The 14,338-nt window shown below is 68.2% G+C and carries 9 protein-coding genes; 8 read left to right on the plus strand and 1 reads right to left on the minus strand.

All coding sequences use genetic code 11. The features are described 5' to 3' along the window. The first annotated feature begins 18 nt into the window (after positions 1–18). The 8 genes from ACTWJ5_RS17645 (at position 19) to ACTWJ5_RS17680 (ending at position 11,792) form a co-directional block, all read left to right on the plus strand. Entirely contained in the window at positions 19–1,623 is a 1,605-nt protein-coding gene (locus ACTWJ5_RS17645) for a TolC family protein (RefSeq protein ID WP_256511448.1), read from the plus strand. Continuing rightward, positions 1,607–2,392: an efflux RND transporter periplasmic adaptor subunit gene (locus tag ACTWJ5_RS17650; protein WP_444436212.1), complete on the plus strand. Its 786-nt coding sequence runs from the start codon at positions 1,607–1,609 to the stop codon at positions 2,390–2,392. Before ACTWJ5_RS17645 ends, ACTWJ5_RS17650 begins: the two co-directional genes overlap by 17 nt. Positions 2,393–2,398: 6 nt before the next feature. Further along, positions 2,399–3,739 carry an efflux RND transporter periplasmic adaptor subunit gene (locus tag ACTWJ5_RS17655; protein WP_444436213.1) on the plus strand — a complete coding sequence of 447 codons (1,341 nt, stop codon included), beginning with the start codon at positions 2,399–2,401 and terminating at the stop codon, positions 3,737–3,739. Continuing rightward, positions 3,739–5,838, plus strand: a complete 2,100-nt coding sequence (locus tag ACTWJ5_RS17660; RefSeq protein ID WP_444436214.1) for an HlyD family efflux transporter periplasmic adaptor subunit — start codon at positions 3,739–3,741, stop codon at positions 5,836–5,838. Before ACTWJ5_RS17655 ends, ACTWJ5_RS17660 begins: the two co-directional genes overlap by 1 nt. Before the next feature lie 981 nt (positions 5,839–6,819). Continuing rightward, complete coding sequence (locus ACTWJ5_RS17665; RefSeq protein WP_253409230.1) at positions 6,820–7,353, plus strand: cytochrome b; 534 nt, start codon at positions 6,820–6,822, stop codon at positions 7,351–7,353. Between the two features lie 193 nt (positions 7,354–7,546). Continuing rightward, a complete protein-coding gene (locus ACTWJ5_RS17670; protein ID WP_043271625.1) occupies positions 7,547–8,314 on the plus strand; it encodes an SDR family oxidoreductase in 768 nt (255 codons plus the stop codon). A 278-nt stretch (positions 8,315–8,592) separates the two neighbouring features. After that, positions 8,593–10,410 carry a DUF1302 domain-containing protein gene (locus tag ACTWJ5_RS17675; protein WP_074979358.1) on the plus strand — a complete coding sequence of 606 codons (1,818 nt, stop codon included), beginning with the start codon at positions 8,593–8,595 and terminating at the stop codon, positions 10,408–10,410. A 17-nt stretch (positions 10,411–10,427) separates the two neighbouring features. Continuing rightward, entirely contained in the window at positions 10,428–11,792 is a 1,365-nt protein-coding gene (locus tag ACTWJ5_RS17680; protein WP_074979360.1) for a DUF1329 domain-containing protein, read from the plus strand. Between the two features lie 1,073 nt (positions 11,793–12,865). Here ACTWJ5_RS17680 and ACTWJ5_RS17685 read toward each other — a convergent pair. Next, the gene (locus ACTWJ5_RS17685) at positions 12,866–14,293 is read right to left on the minus strand and encodes a DUF1254 domain-containing protein (protein ID WP_444436215.1); all 1,428 of its coding nucleotides are present in this window, start codon (positions 14,291–14,293) and stop codon (positions 12,866–12,868) included. Between the last annotated feature and the right edge of the window lie 45 nt (positions 14,294–14,338).

The raw sequence follows: 14,338 nt of genomic DNA on the forward strand, positions 1-14,338 counted from the left end.
GAACAACAAGGAACGCTTATGCCGGGACAACGCCTCAAGGCCTTGAGTGCCATCATCGCCGTCAGCACCGTGCTTGGCGCCTGCTCCTCGCTGATGGAGTCCAAACCCTACGACGAACAGCAGATGCGCCAGCGCGTCATCGACGACCAGGCGCGCATGTACCGCGAGCAGGAGCCGGTGAACGCGCCCATCACCTTCTACGAGGCCGCGGCGCGGGCCCTGAAATACAACCTCGACTACCGCCTGAAGCTGCTGGAAAGCGCCCTGGCCGCCGACCTGCGCGACGTCACAGCCCACGAGATGCTGCCGCGCCTGGTGGCCTCGGCCGGCTACGCCGGGCGCAACAACGACTCCGGCGGCACCTCCATCGGCATCCAGGACCGCCAGGTGTCCCTGCGTCCGTCCACCTCCGAGGAGCGCTACCGCGACATCGACAGCCTGGGCCTGTCCTGGAGCCTGCTGGACTTCGGCGTGGCCTACTACCGCACCCAGCAGAAGGCCGACCAGATCCACATGGCCGAGGAGCGCCGCGAGCGCGTGGCGCAGAACGTCATGCAGGACGTGCGCAACGCCTACTGGCGGGCCCTGGGCGCCCAGCGCCTGCTGCCGGAGGTGGACAACCTCTTGATGCGCACCCACCGCGCCCTCACCGCCGCCCGCGAGGCCGAGAACCAGGGCCTGCTGCCGCGCCAGGACATCCTCGCCTACCAGCGCGCCCTGCTCGACTCGGTGTACATGCTCACCGTGCGCCGCCAGGACCTGGAGTTCGCCCGCGCCGAGCTGGCCGCGCTGATGTCGCTGCCGCCGAACTCGAAGATGCTCCTGGCCGACACCAGCGAGCCGCCGCTGCCGCTGGTCACCAGCAACGTCGAGAAGCTGGAGCAGCTGTCGCTGCAGCACCGCCCGGAAATCATGGAGGAGTGGTACCGCAAGCGCGTCGACGAGAACGACCTGAAGATCGCCAAGGCCCAGTTGTGGCCCAACGTCAGCGTCAACTACGGCTACCAGTACGACTCCAACAAGTACCTGTACAACAACCACTGGAACGAGACCGGCGTGCAGGTCTCCATCAACCTGCTGCGCCTGCTGCAGTACCCGGCGCTGAACACCGCCCAGCAAACCCAGGCCAAGACCGACGACATGCGCCGCACCGCGCTGTCCATGGCCATCCTCACCCAGGTCCGCGTCGGCCTGCTGCGCTACCAGCTGGCGCGCCAGGAAGTGGAATTCGCCGACGACAGCCTGCGCGTCGACAAGAGCCTGCTGGACTACGCGCAGAAGGCCCGCAGCGCCGCCCTGGGCACCGAGCTGGAACTGATCCGCGCCGAGGGCCGCTACCTGCTCTCGCGCTACCAGCGCGAGGCCGCCTACTCCGACGCCCAGGCCGCCTGGGGCCGGCTGTACAACTCGGTGGGCTTCGCCGTGCTGCCGGACAAGGTGGAGAACCACGATGTGAAGACCCTGGCCCGGGAAATCCAGCGCACCCTCGAACAGGAGAGCGGCAGCAACCTGCTCACCGCCAGCAGCGTGAGCCTGCCCAGCAGCAACCTCTCTGGCAGCAACCTCTCCAGCAACGCCCCCTCCAGCAGCCACGAAGGAAGCGCCAATGCCGCACAGCCGTAAGCCTTGCCTGTCGTTCCTGCCGCTGTTGTTCCTCGCCCTGCTGCCGTCGGCGTTCGCCGCCGACGGCGATCCCGCCCTCCCGCCGCCTGCCGCCGGCGACGAACCCAACGCCATCCGCGTGCTGCTGGTGTCGGACCTGGAAACCACCCTGTCCAGCCAGATGAACGGCACCCTCGACGAACTCAAGGCCAGCCTCGGCCAGAAGGTCGGCAAGGACGCCCTGCTGGCCCAGCTGCAATGCGTCGAAGTGCAGGCCCGCGCCAAGGTCGCCGCCGCCGAGCTGGGCATGGCCCGGCAGAACCTGGCGGCCAAGCGCAACCTGCAGAAGCTCGACGCCGCCGGCGAACTGGAAGTGGCCATGGCCACCACCGAGGTGAGCAAGGCCGAGGGCGCCCTCACCCTGGCCCGCGCCCAGGCCGGCTACTGCCAGGTGCAGGCGCCCTTCGCCGGGCGCGTGGCCAAGGTCTACGTCAAGCCGTACCAGACCGTGCAGGCCGGCGCGCCGCTGTTCGACCTGGTCAGCGACGGCGCGCTCAAGGTACGCCTGAACGTGCCCTCCACCCTGCTGCCGCAGCTCAAGCCCGGCATGCCGGTGGAAGTGGAGATCCACGAGACCGGCAAGCGCTATCCGGCCAAGGTCAGCGCCATCAACGCGCGGGTCGACGCCGTAGCCCAGACCGTCGAGCTGGAGGCGCGCCTGGATGCGGCCTATCCTGAACTGATCGCGGGCATGAGCGGTACCGCGCGCTTCCCCGACGCGCAAGAGTAGGCAGCCATGAGCGAGATGTTTCCGCCACCCCAGCTGCTGCTGAGCCTGGCCAACCTGCGCGACCGCGCCCTGGCCGCGGAGTCGCTGAACGCCCTGGCCTTCTCCATGGCCAACGACCTCTACGCGCTGCTGCGCTTCCACCAGGCGCTGGTGCTGGCCCAGCACGGCCAGCAGCTGGAGCTGCTGTGCATCTCCGGCCTGGCACGGCCCACCGAGGACTCGCCCTACCTGGTCTGGCTGCGCCGCGCCGGGCGCTGGCTGAGCGGCCAGGTGACGGACGCCGCGCCGCGCTGGCTGCCCCGCGAATCCCTGGAAGTGCCCGAGGACATCGCCGAAGGCTGGGCCGAGTGGTGGCCCAGCGGGCTCTGGGTCATCCCCCTGCATGACCGCCACGGCCAGCGCCTGGGGCTGCTGGTGTTCCTCCTCGACGAAGCCCCGGCGCCCTCGGTGGAGAACCTGCTGCTGGGCGTGTTCCAGACCTGGGCGCACTGCTGGGCGGCCTTCGGCAAGCCGCGCTCGCTGCGCTTCTGGCGCCCCAGCCGGCGCCAGCTGCTGCTCGGCGTGGCGGTGCTGGCGGTGATGCTGCTGGTGCCGGTGCGGCAGACCGCGCTGGCCCCGGCCGAAGTGGTGTCGCGCAACGCCCAGGTGATCAGCTCGCCGATCGACGGGGTGATCGCCCGCATGCTGGTGCGGCCGAACCAGAGCGTCGAGGTCGGCACCCCGCTGTTCGCCCTCGACGAAACCACCCTGCGCAGCCGCGCCGAAGTGCTGGCCAAGGAAGTCGCGGTGGCCGACGCCGAGTTGCTGGCCGCCAGCCAGCGCGCCTTCGACAACCCGCAGAGCAAGGGCGAGCTGGCGGTGCTCAACGGCACCGCGCGGCAACGCCGCGCCGAACTGGCCGCGGTGCAGGCGCAGCTGGCGCGCACCACGGTGCTCTCGCCGCGCGCCGGGGTGGCGGTGTACAGCGACCCCAACGACTGGCTGGGCAAGCCGGTGGTCACCGGCGAGCGCATCCTCCAGGTCGCCGATCCCCGCCAGCCGGGCATGCGCATCCAACTGCCGGTGGCCGATGCCATCGCCCTGGACAGCGGCGCGCCGGTCACCCTGTTCCTCACCGCCTACCCGCTCTCGCCGCTGCACGGGGAAATCCTCGAAACCAGCTACGAGGCGCGCCCCGGCGACGACGGCGTGGCCTCCTACCGCCTGCTGGCCAGCGTCGAGGGCGCCCCGGCCCACGCCCGCCTGGGCCTGCACGGCACCGCCAAGCTCTATGGCGAGCGCGTGCCGCTGGGCTACTACCTGCTGCGCCGGCCGCTGGCCGCCGCCCGCGCCTGGACCGGCTGGTGATGGACGCCGCCGCCGAAGACCTGCCCACGCCGCCGCTGCGCGACGACCTCGACATCGCCGAGGCCGGCAGCAATGCCGACGGCGAACCGGCCTGGGTGATCCACGACAACGTCACCAACCGCTTCTTCCGCATCGGCTGGCTGGAATTCGAATGCCTGCTGCGCTGGGAGCAGACGCCGCGGCGCATCGCCGAAGACATCGCCGAGCAGACCGCGCTCAAGCCCGACGTCGAGCAGGTGCTGGGCTTCCGCGCCTTCCTCGAACGCCACCAGCTGGTGCGCCCCGGCGCCCAGGCCCTGGAACGCCTGCGCGAGGCCAGCGAGGGCAACCAGTTCCTGACCTGGAAATGGTGGCTGCACCACTACCTGTTTTTCCGCATCCCGCTGCTGCACCCGCAACGCCACCTGCGGCGCCTGGCCGGCGCCCTGGGCTGGCTGTTCCACCCCTTCATGGGCGTGCTGGTGGTGGGCCTGGGGCTGCTCGGCATCGTCCTGGTGGCGCACCAGTGGGACACCTTCCGCCACGACGTGGTGGAGTCCTTCTCCACCGAGGGCCTGCTCAGCTTCGCTCTGGCCCTGGTGGTGGCCAAGACCCTCCACGAAATGGGCCACGCCCTGGTGGCCACGCGCCTGGGGCTGAAGGTGGCGCACATGGGCATCGCCTTCGTGGTGATGTGGCCGATGCTCTACACCGACACCGGCGAGAGCTGGAAGCTGCGCAACTCGAAACAACGCCTGGCCATCGCCAGCGCCGGCATCCTCACCGAGCTGGGCCTGGCCGGGCTGGCCACCCTGGGCTGGGCGCTGAGCGACCCGGGCCCGCTGCGCAACGCCCTGCTCTACCTGGCCACCACCAGCTGGGCGCTGTCCCTGGCGCTGAACGCCAGCCCCTTCATGCGCTTCGACGGCTACTTCATCCTCTCCGACCTGCTCGACTTCCCCAACCTGCACGAACGCGCCACGGCCCTGGCCAAGGTCACCCTGCGGCGCAACCTGCTGGGGCTCGACGAAGCCTGGCCGGAAGCCTTCCCGGCGCGCCAGCGGCGCCTGCTGGTGGCCTTCGCCATGATCACCTGGGTGTACCGCCTGGTGCTGTTCCTCGGCATCGCGGTGACCGTCTACCTGTTCTTCTTCAAACTGCTCGGGATCTTTCTCTTTGCCGTGGAAATCTCCTGGTTCATCGTGCAGCCGATCTGGCGCGAACTGAAACACTGGTGGCAACACCGCGGCGAAGTGCGCCGCGGCCGCCGCCACCTGTTCCTCCTCCTGCTGGCGGCCGCCCTGCTGCTGGTCGCGGTGCCCTGGCGCAGCCAGATCCACGCCGTGGGCCTGGCCCGCGCCGAGCACCAGGTGCGCCTCTACGCGCCCTTCCCGGCGCTGTTGCAGCAAGTGCGCAAGGCCGGCCCGGTGCAGGCCGGGCAGACCCTGGTGGTGCTCGACCAGCCGGACATCACCATCCGCCTGGCCGGCAACGAAGCCAGCATGCAAGGCTACCGCGCCCGCCTGGCCGGCCTGCTGGCCGACCCCACCGGCCTGGCCGAGGAAGCCGCCACCCGCCAGCGCTACGGCGTGCAATTCCAGGAAGCCCGCGCCGCCCGCTCGGAAATCGCCCGGCTGAACCTGCAGGCGCCCTTCGCCGGCCAGTGGCTGGACCTGAACCCGGACTGGCGCAGCGGCCAGTGGATAGGCACCCGCGAGCCCCTGGGCGTACTCATCGACCCACGCAGCTGGCAGGTAGACGCCTACGTCGGCCCCGACGAAATCCAGCGCCTGGGCGAAGGCAGCGCGGTGCGCTTCTACCCCGAGGGCGTGCCCCGGGCCATCACCGGCAAGGTCCTGCAGATAGGCACCACGCGCATAGGCCAGCTGGGCCAACCGGCCCTGGCCTCCCGCCACGGCGGCCCGCTGGCGGTGCAACCCCACGGCGACCAACTGGTGCCCAGCAGCCCGCTGTTCCACGTGCTGGTGCAACTGGACGAAGCCCCACCGAACCTCCACGAAACCCGCGGCCACCTGCAGATCGAAGGCCAGCGCCGCAGCTTGCTGGCGGACGGGTTGATGCACCTGGCGGCGGTGTTCATGCGGGAGAGCGGGTTCTAGCGCTGCTCTTCGCTTTTCGCTTTTCGCTTTTCGCTTTTCGCTTTTCGCTTTTCGCTTTTCGCTTTTCGCTTTTCGCATTTCGCATTTCGCATTTCGTAGGAGCGAGCTTGCTCGCGAACAGTATTTCCCGGTGGCGTAGGTGCTGGGGGTAAGAGCGCCCTCTCCCCAACCCTCTCCCGCAAGCGGGAGAGGGGGCTGTCCTGAGCGAAGGGAAAATCCTGAGTCATCCTGAAACGCCTAACTCCACCTCGTCATTCCCGCGAACGCGGGAACCCAGTGGCTGTGGGGTTCGCGAGCAAGCTCGCTCCTACGAAAAGCAAAAGCGCGTTCGCTCTTGGGATTTCCAGAGAAACGTCCGAGCGCACCGAAACGCCCCTTCAGAAGGCCGAGCGAAACCGGCGCTCAGGAGGTCATGCGACATGGATGTCGCGAGAGCCCCGCGGGCTACAGGGACGTACCCTCGGGGCGGGCCTCCGTGGCGGGGGAATTCGTGAGGGTAGCCCGGCTTTATCGGGCCCGTATGTCGGGGCAAGCCTTTTTGGTTCCTTTTTGCGGGGGTGGCCTTCCACCGTTTGACAAAAGGGACTCGCCCGAGGGGGCGAAACAAGAAACATCAACGCACTCGGAGCGGCGCGCTACACCAAACCCCCAACCCAAAAGTCTCTGGATTCCCGCGTTCGCGGGAATGACGGGGGTGAGGTTAGGGGTGTGAGGATGGTGCCTGACCGACACGTCGCTCGGGACAGCCCCCTCTCCCTTCAGGGCGGGGCGCACAACCGAGGATTGGGGAGAGGGAACGGAGTTCCCCCAAACACCCACGCTCCCCAGGAAACTCCACTCACAACCAATCCCCTCACAACAAATTGCAACGCCTTCCCCCCCATAACACCCACCCCCTTCAGTTACCCTCCCTCGCTCCCACGAAAAACGACCCGACCCAAGCCCCCTAGGCAAGGTCAGCGTCCGCAAAGAGGAACCCCCGTGACCCAAGCCCGCTACACCCCCACCCAGATCACCCTCCACTGGCTCAGCGCCCTCCTGGTGCTGACCATCATCGCCCTGCCCTACGGCAAAGACCTGTTCGCCGGCCTGCTCGGCGGCGTCGGCGGGGTGTTCATCCTGCACAAATCCCTGGGCCTGACCGTCCTGGCGCTGACCGTCACACGCCTGCTGGTCCGCGCCCGCCATGGCGCGCCGCAGCTGCTGCCGGCCGACGAGCGCCTCACGCTGCTGGCCGCCAAGGCCGGCCATGCCCTGCTCTATGCGCTGCTGATCCTCATGCCGCTCACCGGCCTGCTGTTCGGCAAGCGCCCGGTGAACCTGTTCTGGCTCGTGGAAATCCCGCCGCTGCCGCTGTCCGATGCCGCCCGCGAGGCGGCCAAGGCCTTCCACGTCACTGCCCAGTACCTGCTCTTCGCCCTCATCCTCGGCCACGCCGCCGCGGCCATCTGGCACCACCACGTGCGCCGCGACGGCGTGCTGCGCGCCATGCTGCCGGCCCGCGAGCAGGCCTGAGGCGCCAGCCGGGGCCGGCACGCCACATGCCGGCCCCATCATCCCCATTCATCATCCTGATCGCACTTCCGAGCGATATCGCCCCACCGCCCCGCTGCCTATCCTCGCCTGGCCGGCCCCGCCCTTAGACGCGCCTCCTGATCCGACCGGGGGCGGTGGCCGGCCCCTTTCGCAACCGTTCCCGGAGCAGCCCATGTCCACACCCGCCCCCTTCGACCTCAGCGGCAAGGTCGCCTTCGTTTCCGGCGCCAGCCGCGGCATCGGCGAAGCCATCGCCCACCTGCTGGCCCGCCAGGGCGCCCAGGTCATCGTATCCAGCCGCCGGCTGGAGGGCTGCCAGGCGGTGGCCGAAGCCATCCAGGCCGCCGGCGGCAAGGCCAGCGCCGTGGCCTGCCACATCGGCGAGCCGGAGCAGATCCAGGCCACCTTCGCCTGGATCCGCGAACGCTTCGGGCGCCTCGACATCCTGGTCAACAACGCCGCCACCAACCCGCAGTACGGCAACGTGCTGGACACCGACGTCGCCGCCTTCCAGAAGACCGTGGACGTCAACATCCGCGGCTACTTCTACATGTCGGTGGAAGCCGGCAAGCTGATGCAGGCGCAAGGCGGCGGCAGCATCATCAACGTCGCCTCGGTGAACGGCATCAGCCCCGGCGAGCTGCAGGGCATCTACTCGGTGACCAAGGCCGCGGTGATCAGCATGACCAAGGTCTTCGCCAAGGAATGCGCGCCCTTCGGCATCCGCTGCAACGCGCTGCTGCCGGGGCCCACCGACACCAAGTTCGCCGCCGCCCTGGTGCAGAACCAGGCGGTGCTCGACGGCATCCTGCAGCGGGTGCCGCTCAAGCGCGTGGCCAACCCCGAGGAAATGGCCGGCGCCGTGCTCTACCTGGCCAGCGACGCCTCCAGCTACACCACCGGCATCAGCCTGGCGGTGGACGGCGGCTACCTCATCTGATCCGAGCGCCCGCGGGCGCCCTTCTGACCTGCGAACGCACCGGGCCCTGGCCCGGTGCGCGCGTTGCCACGGGGAATTCCTTCAGACGATTCCCACGCCCCACCGAACCAGTGAATGAAGGACCATTCATCGCATTGCTGAACCCCGCTGAAACCCGCGCCACAGCACGACTCATACCTTCTTCCGACACGCCACTCGTACTTTCGCGCGCTTATCCGCCCCCGGCGCTCCACATAGCTTGTGCCTGCAGTCTTCCACCCCCTGCACTGGAGCGTTTCATGAGAACAATAACAAGACCTGGATTCTTCCAACCGCAGCTGCTCGCGCTGGCCGTCGCCCTGGGCGTGGCCGCCCCCGCCAAGGCTGTCAACTTCAACATCGGCGAGATCGAGGGGCAGTTCGATTCCTCCCTGTCCATCGGCGCCAGCTGGAGTACCCAGAGCCCCCACCAGGACTTCATCGGCTACAACAACGGCGGCAACACCGCCACCCACACCACCGACGACGGCCGCCTGAACTTCGAGAAGGGCGAGACCTTCTCCAAGCTGTTCAAGGGCATCCACGACCTGGAGCTGAAGTACGGCGACACCGGCCTGTTCGTCCGCGGCAAGTACTGGTACGACTTCGAACTCAAGGACGAGAGCCGGCCGTTCAAGGACATCGACGACGACGGCCGCGACAAGGGCGCCCGCTCCTCCGGCGCGCAGCTGCTCGACGCCTTCGTCTACCACAACTACGACATCCAGAACCTGCCGGGCAGCGTGCGCCTGGGCAAGCAGGTGGTGAGCTGGGGCGAGAGCACCTTCATTCCCAACAGCATCAACAGCATCAACCCCATCGACGTCTCCGCCATCCGCCGCCCCGGCGCCGAGATCAAGGAAGCGCTGCTGCCGGTGAACATGTTCTACCTGTCGCAGAGCGTGACCGACAGCCTGTCCGTCGAGGGCTTCTACCAGCTGAAGTGGGAGAAGACGGTACTGGACAACTGCGGCACCTTCTTCGGCACCGACGTGGTCCCCCACGGCTGCAACCTGAACAACGCCAACAACGCAGCCCCCGGCTTCGGCGCGCTGATGGCGCAGTTCGAACCCATTGCCGCGGCCGCCGGCCAGGGCTTCATCGCCAACGACGAAGGGGTGATCCTGCCGCGCAGCGGCGACCGCGAGCCGGGCGACAGCGGCCAGTGGGGCTTGGCCCTGCGCTGGATGACCGACGACGTCGAATACGGCGCCTACGCCATGAACTACCACAGCCGCAACCCCTACTACAGCAGCCAGACCGCCAACGGCGCCACCCTCGCCTCGCTGGGGCGCATCCTGGCCGCCACCGGCGCCGCCTGCGGTGGCCGCCCGGGCTGTTCCTCGCTGGTCCAGGGCATGGCCCTGAGCACCGTGCTGGGCAACAGCAACTACTTCATCGAGTACCCCGAGGACATCCGCCTCTACGGCCTGAGCTTCGCCACCAGCCTGCCCACCGGCACCGCCTGGAACGGCGAGATCAGCTACCGGCCGAACATGCCGCTGCAGATCAGCACGCCGGACGTCACCCTGGCGGTGCTCAACCCGATCGCGGCGACCAGCTCGCCGAACATGCCCAACGTGCCCGGCGGCGACAACCACGGCTACGAACGCAAGCCGATGACCCAGGTGCAAACCACCTTCACCCACTTCTTCGAACAGGTGATGGGCGCCGACCGCCTGACCCTGGTGGGCGAACTGGGCCTGACCCACCTGAGCGACCTGGAACCCACCAGCGCCATGCGCTACGGCCGCTCCCCCGAGTACGGCCAGTGGGCGCCGGGCAACACTCACGGCTTCTACACCAACACCTCCTGGGGCTACCGCGCCCGCGGCATCCTCGACTACGGCAACGCCATCGCCGGCATCAACCTGAAGCCGAACATCGCCTGGTCCCACGACGTGGAAGGCTACGGCCCGACCTTCAACGAAGGCGCCAAGGCCATCAGCCTCGGCCTGGATGCCGACTACCGCAACACCTACACCGCCAGCCTGTCGTACACCAACTTCTTCGGCGGCGACTACAACACCCTGATCGATCGCGACTTCCTCGCGTTCAGCGTCGGCGTGAACTTCTGATCCGCGAGGACTCAACGATGAACAAAGCACTACGAGTGATCGGCGCATTCACCCTGTCCCTGCTGGCCGGCAGCGTGCTGGCCGCGGTATCCCCGGAGGAGGCCGCCAAGCTGGGCGCCAGCCTCACCCCGCTGGGCGCGGAGAAGGCCGGCAACGCCGACGGCAGCATCCCGGCCTGGACCGGCGGCCTGGCGCAGAACGCCGCCGAGGTGGACGCCAAGGGCTTCCCCGGCAACCCCTTCGCCAGCGAGAAGCCGCTGTTCACCATCACTGCGCAGAACGTCGAGCAGTACAAGGCCAAGCTGTCCGAAGGCCAGCTGGCGATGTTCAAGCGCTACCCCGACTACAAGATGAACGTCTACCCGACCCACCGCAGCACCGTGGTCCCCGACTTCATCAACCAAGCGGCCAGGACCAGCGCGCTGAAGACCAGCCTGGTGGAGGGCGGCAACGGCCTGCAGGGCTTCGCCGACAGCCGCTGGGTGGCCTTCCCGATTCCCAAGGACGGACTGGAAGTGGTGTGGAACCACATCACCCGCTTCCGCGGAGTGAACATCCTGCGCGCCTCGGTCACCGCCGCGCCGCAGACCAGCGGCAGCTTCACCGCCATCCGCTACGAGGAAGACCTGGCGGTGCCCAAGGGCATGGCCGACCTGGACGCCAAGGACGCGGAGAACCTCCTGTACTACTACAAGTCGCGGGTGACCGAGCCGGCACGCCTGGCCGGCAACGTGCTGCTGGTGCACGACTCCCTGGACCAGGTGAAGGAACCGCGCATGGCCTGGCAATATAACGCCGGCCAGCGCCGCGTGCGCCGCGCCCCGCAGGTGGCCTACGACAGCCCGACCACCGAAGTGGACGGCCTGCGCACCTCCGACGGCCTGGACATGTACAACGGCGCGCCCAACCGCTACGACTGGAAGCTGGTGGGCAAGAAGGAAATCTACATTCCCTACAACAACTACGAGCTGGCCTCGCCCAAGCACAAGTACGACGAGATCCTCAAGGCCGGCCACATCAACCAGGACCTGGCGCGCTACGAGCTGCACCGCGTCTGGGTGGTGGAAGCCAACCTGAAGCAGGGCGAGCGGCACATCTACGCCAAGCGCCGCTTCTACGTCGACGAGGACTCCTGGAGCATCGCCCTGTCCGACCAGTACGACGGCCGCGGCCAGCTGTGGCGCGTGGGCGAGGCCATGCTGACCCAGGACTACAAGCAGCAGGTGCCCTGGTACGCCCTGGAGTCCCTGTATGACCTGATCTCCGGCCGTTACGCGGTCAGCGGCATGATGAACCAGGAGAAGAGCTGGATCCGCTTCGGCGAACCCTCCTCCGCCGCCAAATTCACCCCGGCTGCCCTGCGCAGCGACGGGGTTCGCTGAGCAGCAGCACCTGTGGTTTTGGGCGACCTTCGGGTCGCCATTTTTTTTGCGGTCCGGGCCGCCCGAACCATGGCGCCTCCAGTGCTCTTCGGAGCGGACCTTGTCCGCGATGACCGGACGTATCAGCGCGGTTCGCGGATGAGATCCGCTCCTACGCAACCCCACCCACACCATAACCCCTGTAGGAGCGAGCTTGCTCGCGAACGAGCCCCGCAGCGGAGTTTGTTCGCGAGCAAGCTCGCTCCTACGAAAAGACTCGCGGAAGAGCGCCCTCTCCCCAGCCCTCTCCCGCAAGCGGGAGAGGGGGCCGTTCGGAGCGGTCAGGTGGTTCAGCGTCAGCCGCCGAGTTCGTAGGGCGTATAACCGTTCGCGGTTATACGCCGCATCTCGGCGCGGGGTGCAGGACAGTCGCACCTACGCCGCCCCACCCACGCCATTCCCATGTAGGAGCGCGCCCTGCGCGCGAAATCGCGGGCAGGGCCCGCTCCTACACAGGTCGCCGTGAAGCCCGGCATTCCTCCCTGTAGGAGCGAGCTTGCTCGCGAACGAGCCCCGCAGCGGAGTTTGTTCGCGAGCAAGCTCGCTCCTACGAAAAGACTCGTGGAAGAACACCCTCTCCCCAGCCCTCTCCCGCAAGCGGGAGAGGGGGCCGTTCGGAGTGGTCGGATAGTTCAGCGTCAGCCGGCGAGTTCGTAGGGCGTATAACCGTTCGCGGTTATCCGCCGCATCTCGGTGCGGGGCGCAGGACAGTCGCACCTACGCCGCCCCACCCGCGCCATTCCCATGTAGGAACGCGCCCTGCGCGCGATATCACGGGCAGGGCCCGCGCCTACAGGTCGCCGTGAAGCCCGGCATTCCTCCCCCCGTAGGAGCGGACCTTGTCCGCGATAGCCGGACGATCCGGCGCGATTCGCGGATGAGATCCGCTCCTACGCCGCCCCACCCGCGCCATTCCCATGTAGGAGCGCGCCCTGCGCGCGAAATCGCGGGCAGGGCCCGCTCCTACACAGGTCGCCGTGAAGCACGGCATTCCTCTCTGTAGGAGCGGACTCCGTCCGCGATCCGCCGCGCCGCTAGCGGGCGCGGGTCACCTGCGGCAGCGCGTAGCTGCCATCGAGGATGCTGGCGGCCGGCTGGTACAGGCGCAGCAGCAGGTAGAAGTCGCCCTTGGGCGCCGGCAGCCAGTTGGCCTTGCCTGCACCGGCCGGCTGGGCGTGCTGGATTGGAATGCTGATCGAGCCGTCCGCGGCGACCTGCAGGCCCGGGGTGTCCGAGCCGACCTTGTAGCGGCCGATGGGGTTGTCCACCAGCATCTTGTCGCCGGCGTTGTAGATCGTCAGCGACCAGAACGCCCCCACCGGCGGCGCCTTGGCGAAGGTCAGGCGGTACGGGTTCTCGCCGTTGAGCGGCTTGCCCTGCTCGTCGGTGAAGCGGATCGGGTAGACCGCCTCCTCCGCCAGGTTGCCGCCCAGGTAGGCGCCGGCCATGACCGAGCGGCCCGGGTAGTCGTAGCCGAACTCCTTGACCAGGGCCACGTTCCAGCCATTGCGCAGCACGGTGGAGGTCATGGTGGCCTTGCCGGCCACCAGCGGGCCGTCGGCCAGGGCGCGCTTGAGCCCGCGCAGTTGCTCGGCGGTCAGCTTGCTGCGGTCGAAGCCGTGCTCGGGGGTGAGGCCGATGCGCGCCAGTTGCCCCACCAGCGCCTGGTCCACGGTCTTCATGCGGTTGTGCTGCATGGCGTAGCCCAGGTGGGTGAAGAAGCCCAGTTCGTCGCCATCGATCGACGGCAGCGCCGGCAGGCTTTGCTTCGCCGGCACGTAGCCGGCCTTGCCCAGCTGGCTCAGCGGGCGCAGGTCGAACTGTTTCTGCAGCGCCAGCACCGGCGCCAGGTCCTCGCCCTGGCGGATGTGCACGCGGCCCCACAGCCAGACCTTGTCGGTGCTCACCGGCAGCGCCTTGACGCCTTCGGGCAGGGTGCCCTTCCAGAGCGGCGGCACCAGGGCGAAGCGCCCGGCCTGGGTGCCGGTGGCGCGACGGCCGATGTAGTGCTCCAGGTCGTGGTACATGTCGAAGACGTTGATCACGTAGTAGCGGTCGGCGGTGTCCGGCACGCTCAGCACGTAGGGCTCGTCCAGCTTGACCACCGCGCTCATGTACAGGGTGTCGTTGTTGGCGGTGGGCATGTCCTTGTCCGCCGGGGTGGACAGCGCCGTGGCCCAGCCGATCTGGTTCAGCGGCCCGCGGTAGCTGGTCGGCGGCTTGTTCGCCGGCACATCGATGTACTCGCGCAGGATCCGCTCCAGGCGCACCAGCGGGTAGCCCCAGGTGTAGGCCATCACCCCCAGGTTGTAGGCGTCGATCTCCTGGGCCTGGGCGACCTTCTGCGGCGTCATCACCAGGCTGACCTGCGGATCGGCATAGCTCGGCGCGGCCAGGCAGTGGCCGGCGACCAGGGCGACGGCCACGCTCAGCGCGGACAGCATCGTGCGTGTGGCTTTCATCATGAACTCCTTGCTCTGGGTTGGAACTGGTGCGGCCCCCGTCTG

The sequence above is a fragment of the Pseudomonas sp. A6 genome (assembly GCF_052367875.1).
Lineage (GTDB): Bacteria > Pseudomonadota > Gammaproteobacteria > Pseudomonadales > Pseudomonadaceae > Pseudomonas > Pseudomonas citronellolis.

What these genes read in the sequence shown, in the direction of transcription:
- ACTWJ5_RS17685 (WP_444436215.1), bottom strand. Translation starts at nt 14,293, where the DNA reads ATGAAAGCCACACGCACGATGCTGTCCGCGCTGAGCGTGGCCGTCGCC.
- ACTWJ5_RS17670 (WP_043271625.1), top strand. Translation starts at nt 7,547, where the DNA reads ATGTCCACACCCGCCCCCTTCGACCTCAGCGGCAAGGTCGCCTTCGTT.
- ACTWJ5_RS17655 (WP_444436213.1), top strand. Translation starts at nt 2,399, where the DNA reads ATGAGCGAGATGTTTCCGCCACCCCAGCTGCTGCTGAGCCTGGCCAAC.
- ACTWJ5_RS17675 (WP_074979358.1), top strand. Translation starts at nt 8,593, where the DNA reads ATGAGAACAATAACAAGACCTGGATTCTTCCAACCGCAGCTGCTCGCG.
- ACTWJ5_RS17645 (WP_256511448.1), top strand. Translation starts at nt 19, where the DNA reads ATGCCGGGACAACGCCTCAAGGCCTTGAGTGCCATCATCGCCGTCAGC.
- ACTWJ5_RS17680 (WP_074979360.1), top strand. Translation starts at nt 10,428, where the DNA reads ATGAACAAAGCACTACGAGTGATCGGCGCATTCACCCTGTCCCTGCTG.
- ACTWJ5_RS17660 (WP_444436214.1), top strand. Translation starts at nt 3,739, where the DNA reads ATGGACGCCGCCGCCGAAGACCTGCCCACGCCGCCGCTGCGCGACGAC.
- ACTWJ5_RS17650 (WP_444436212.1), top strand. Translation starts at nt 1,607, where the DNA reads ATGCCGCACAGCCGTAAGCCTTGCCTGTCGTTCCTGCCGCTGTTGTTC.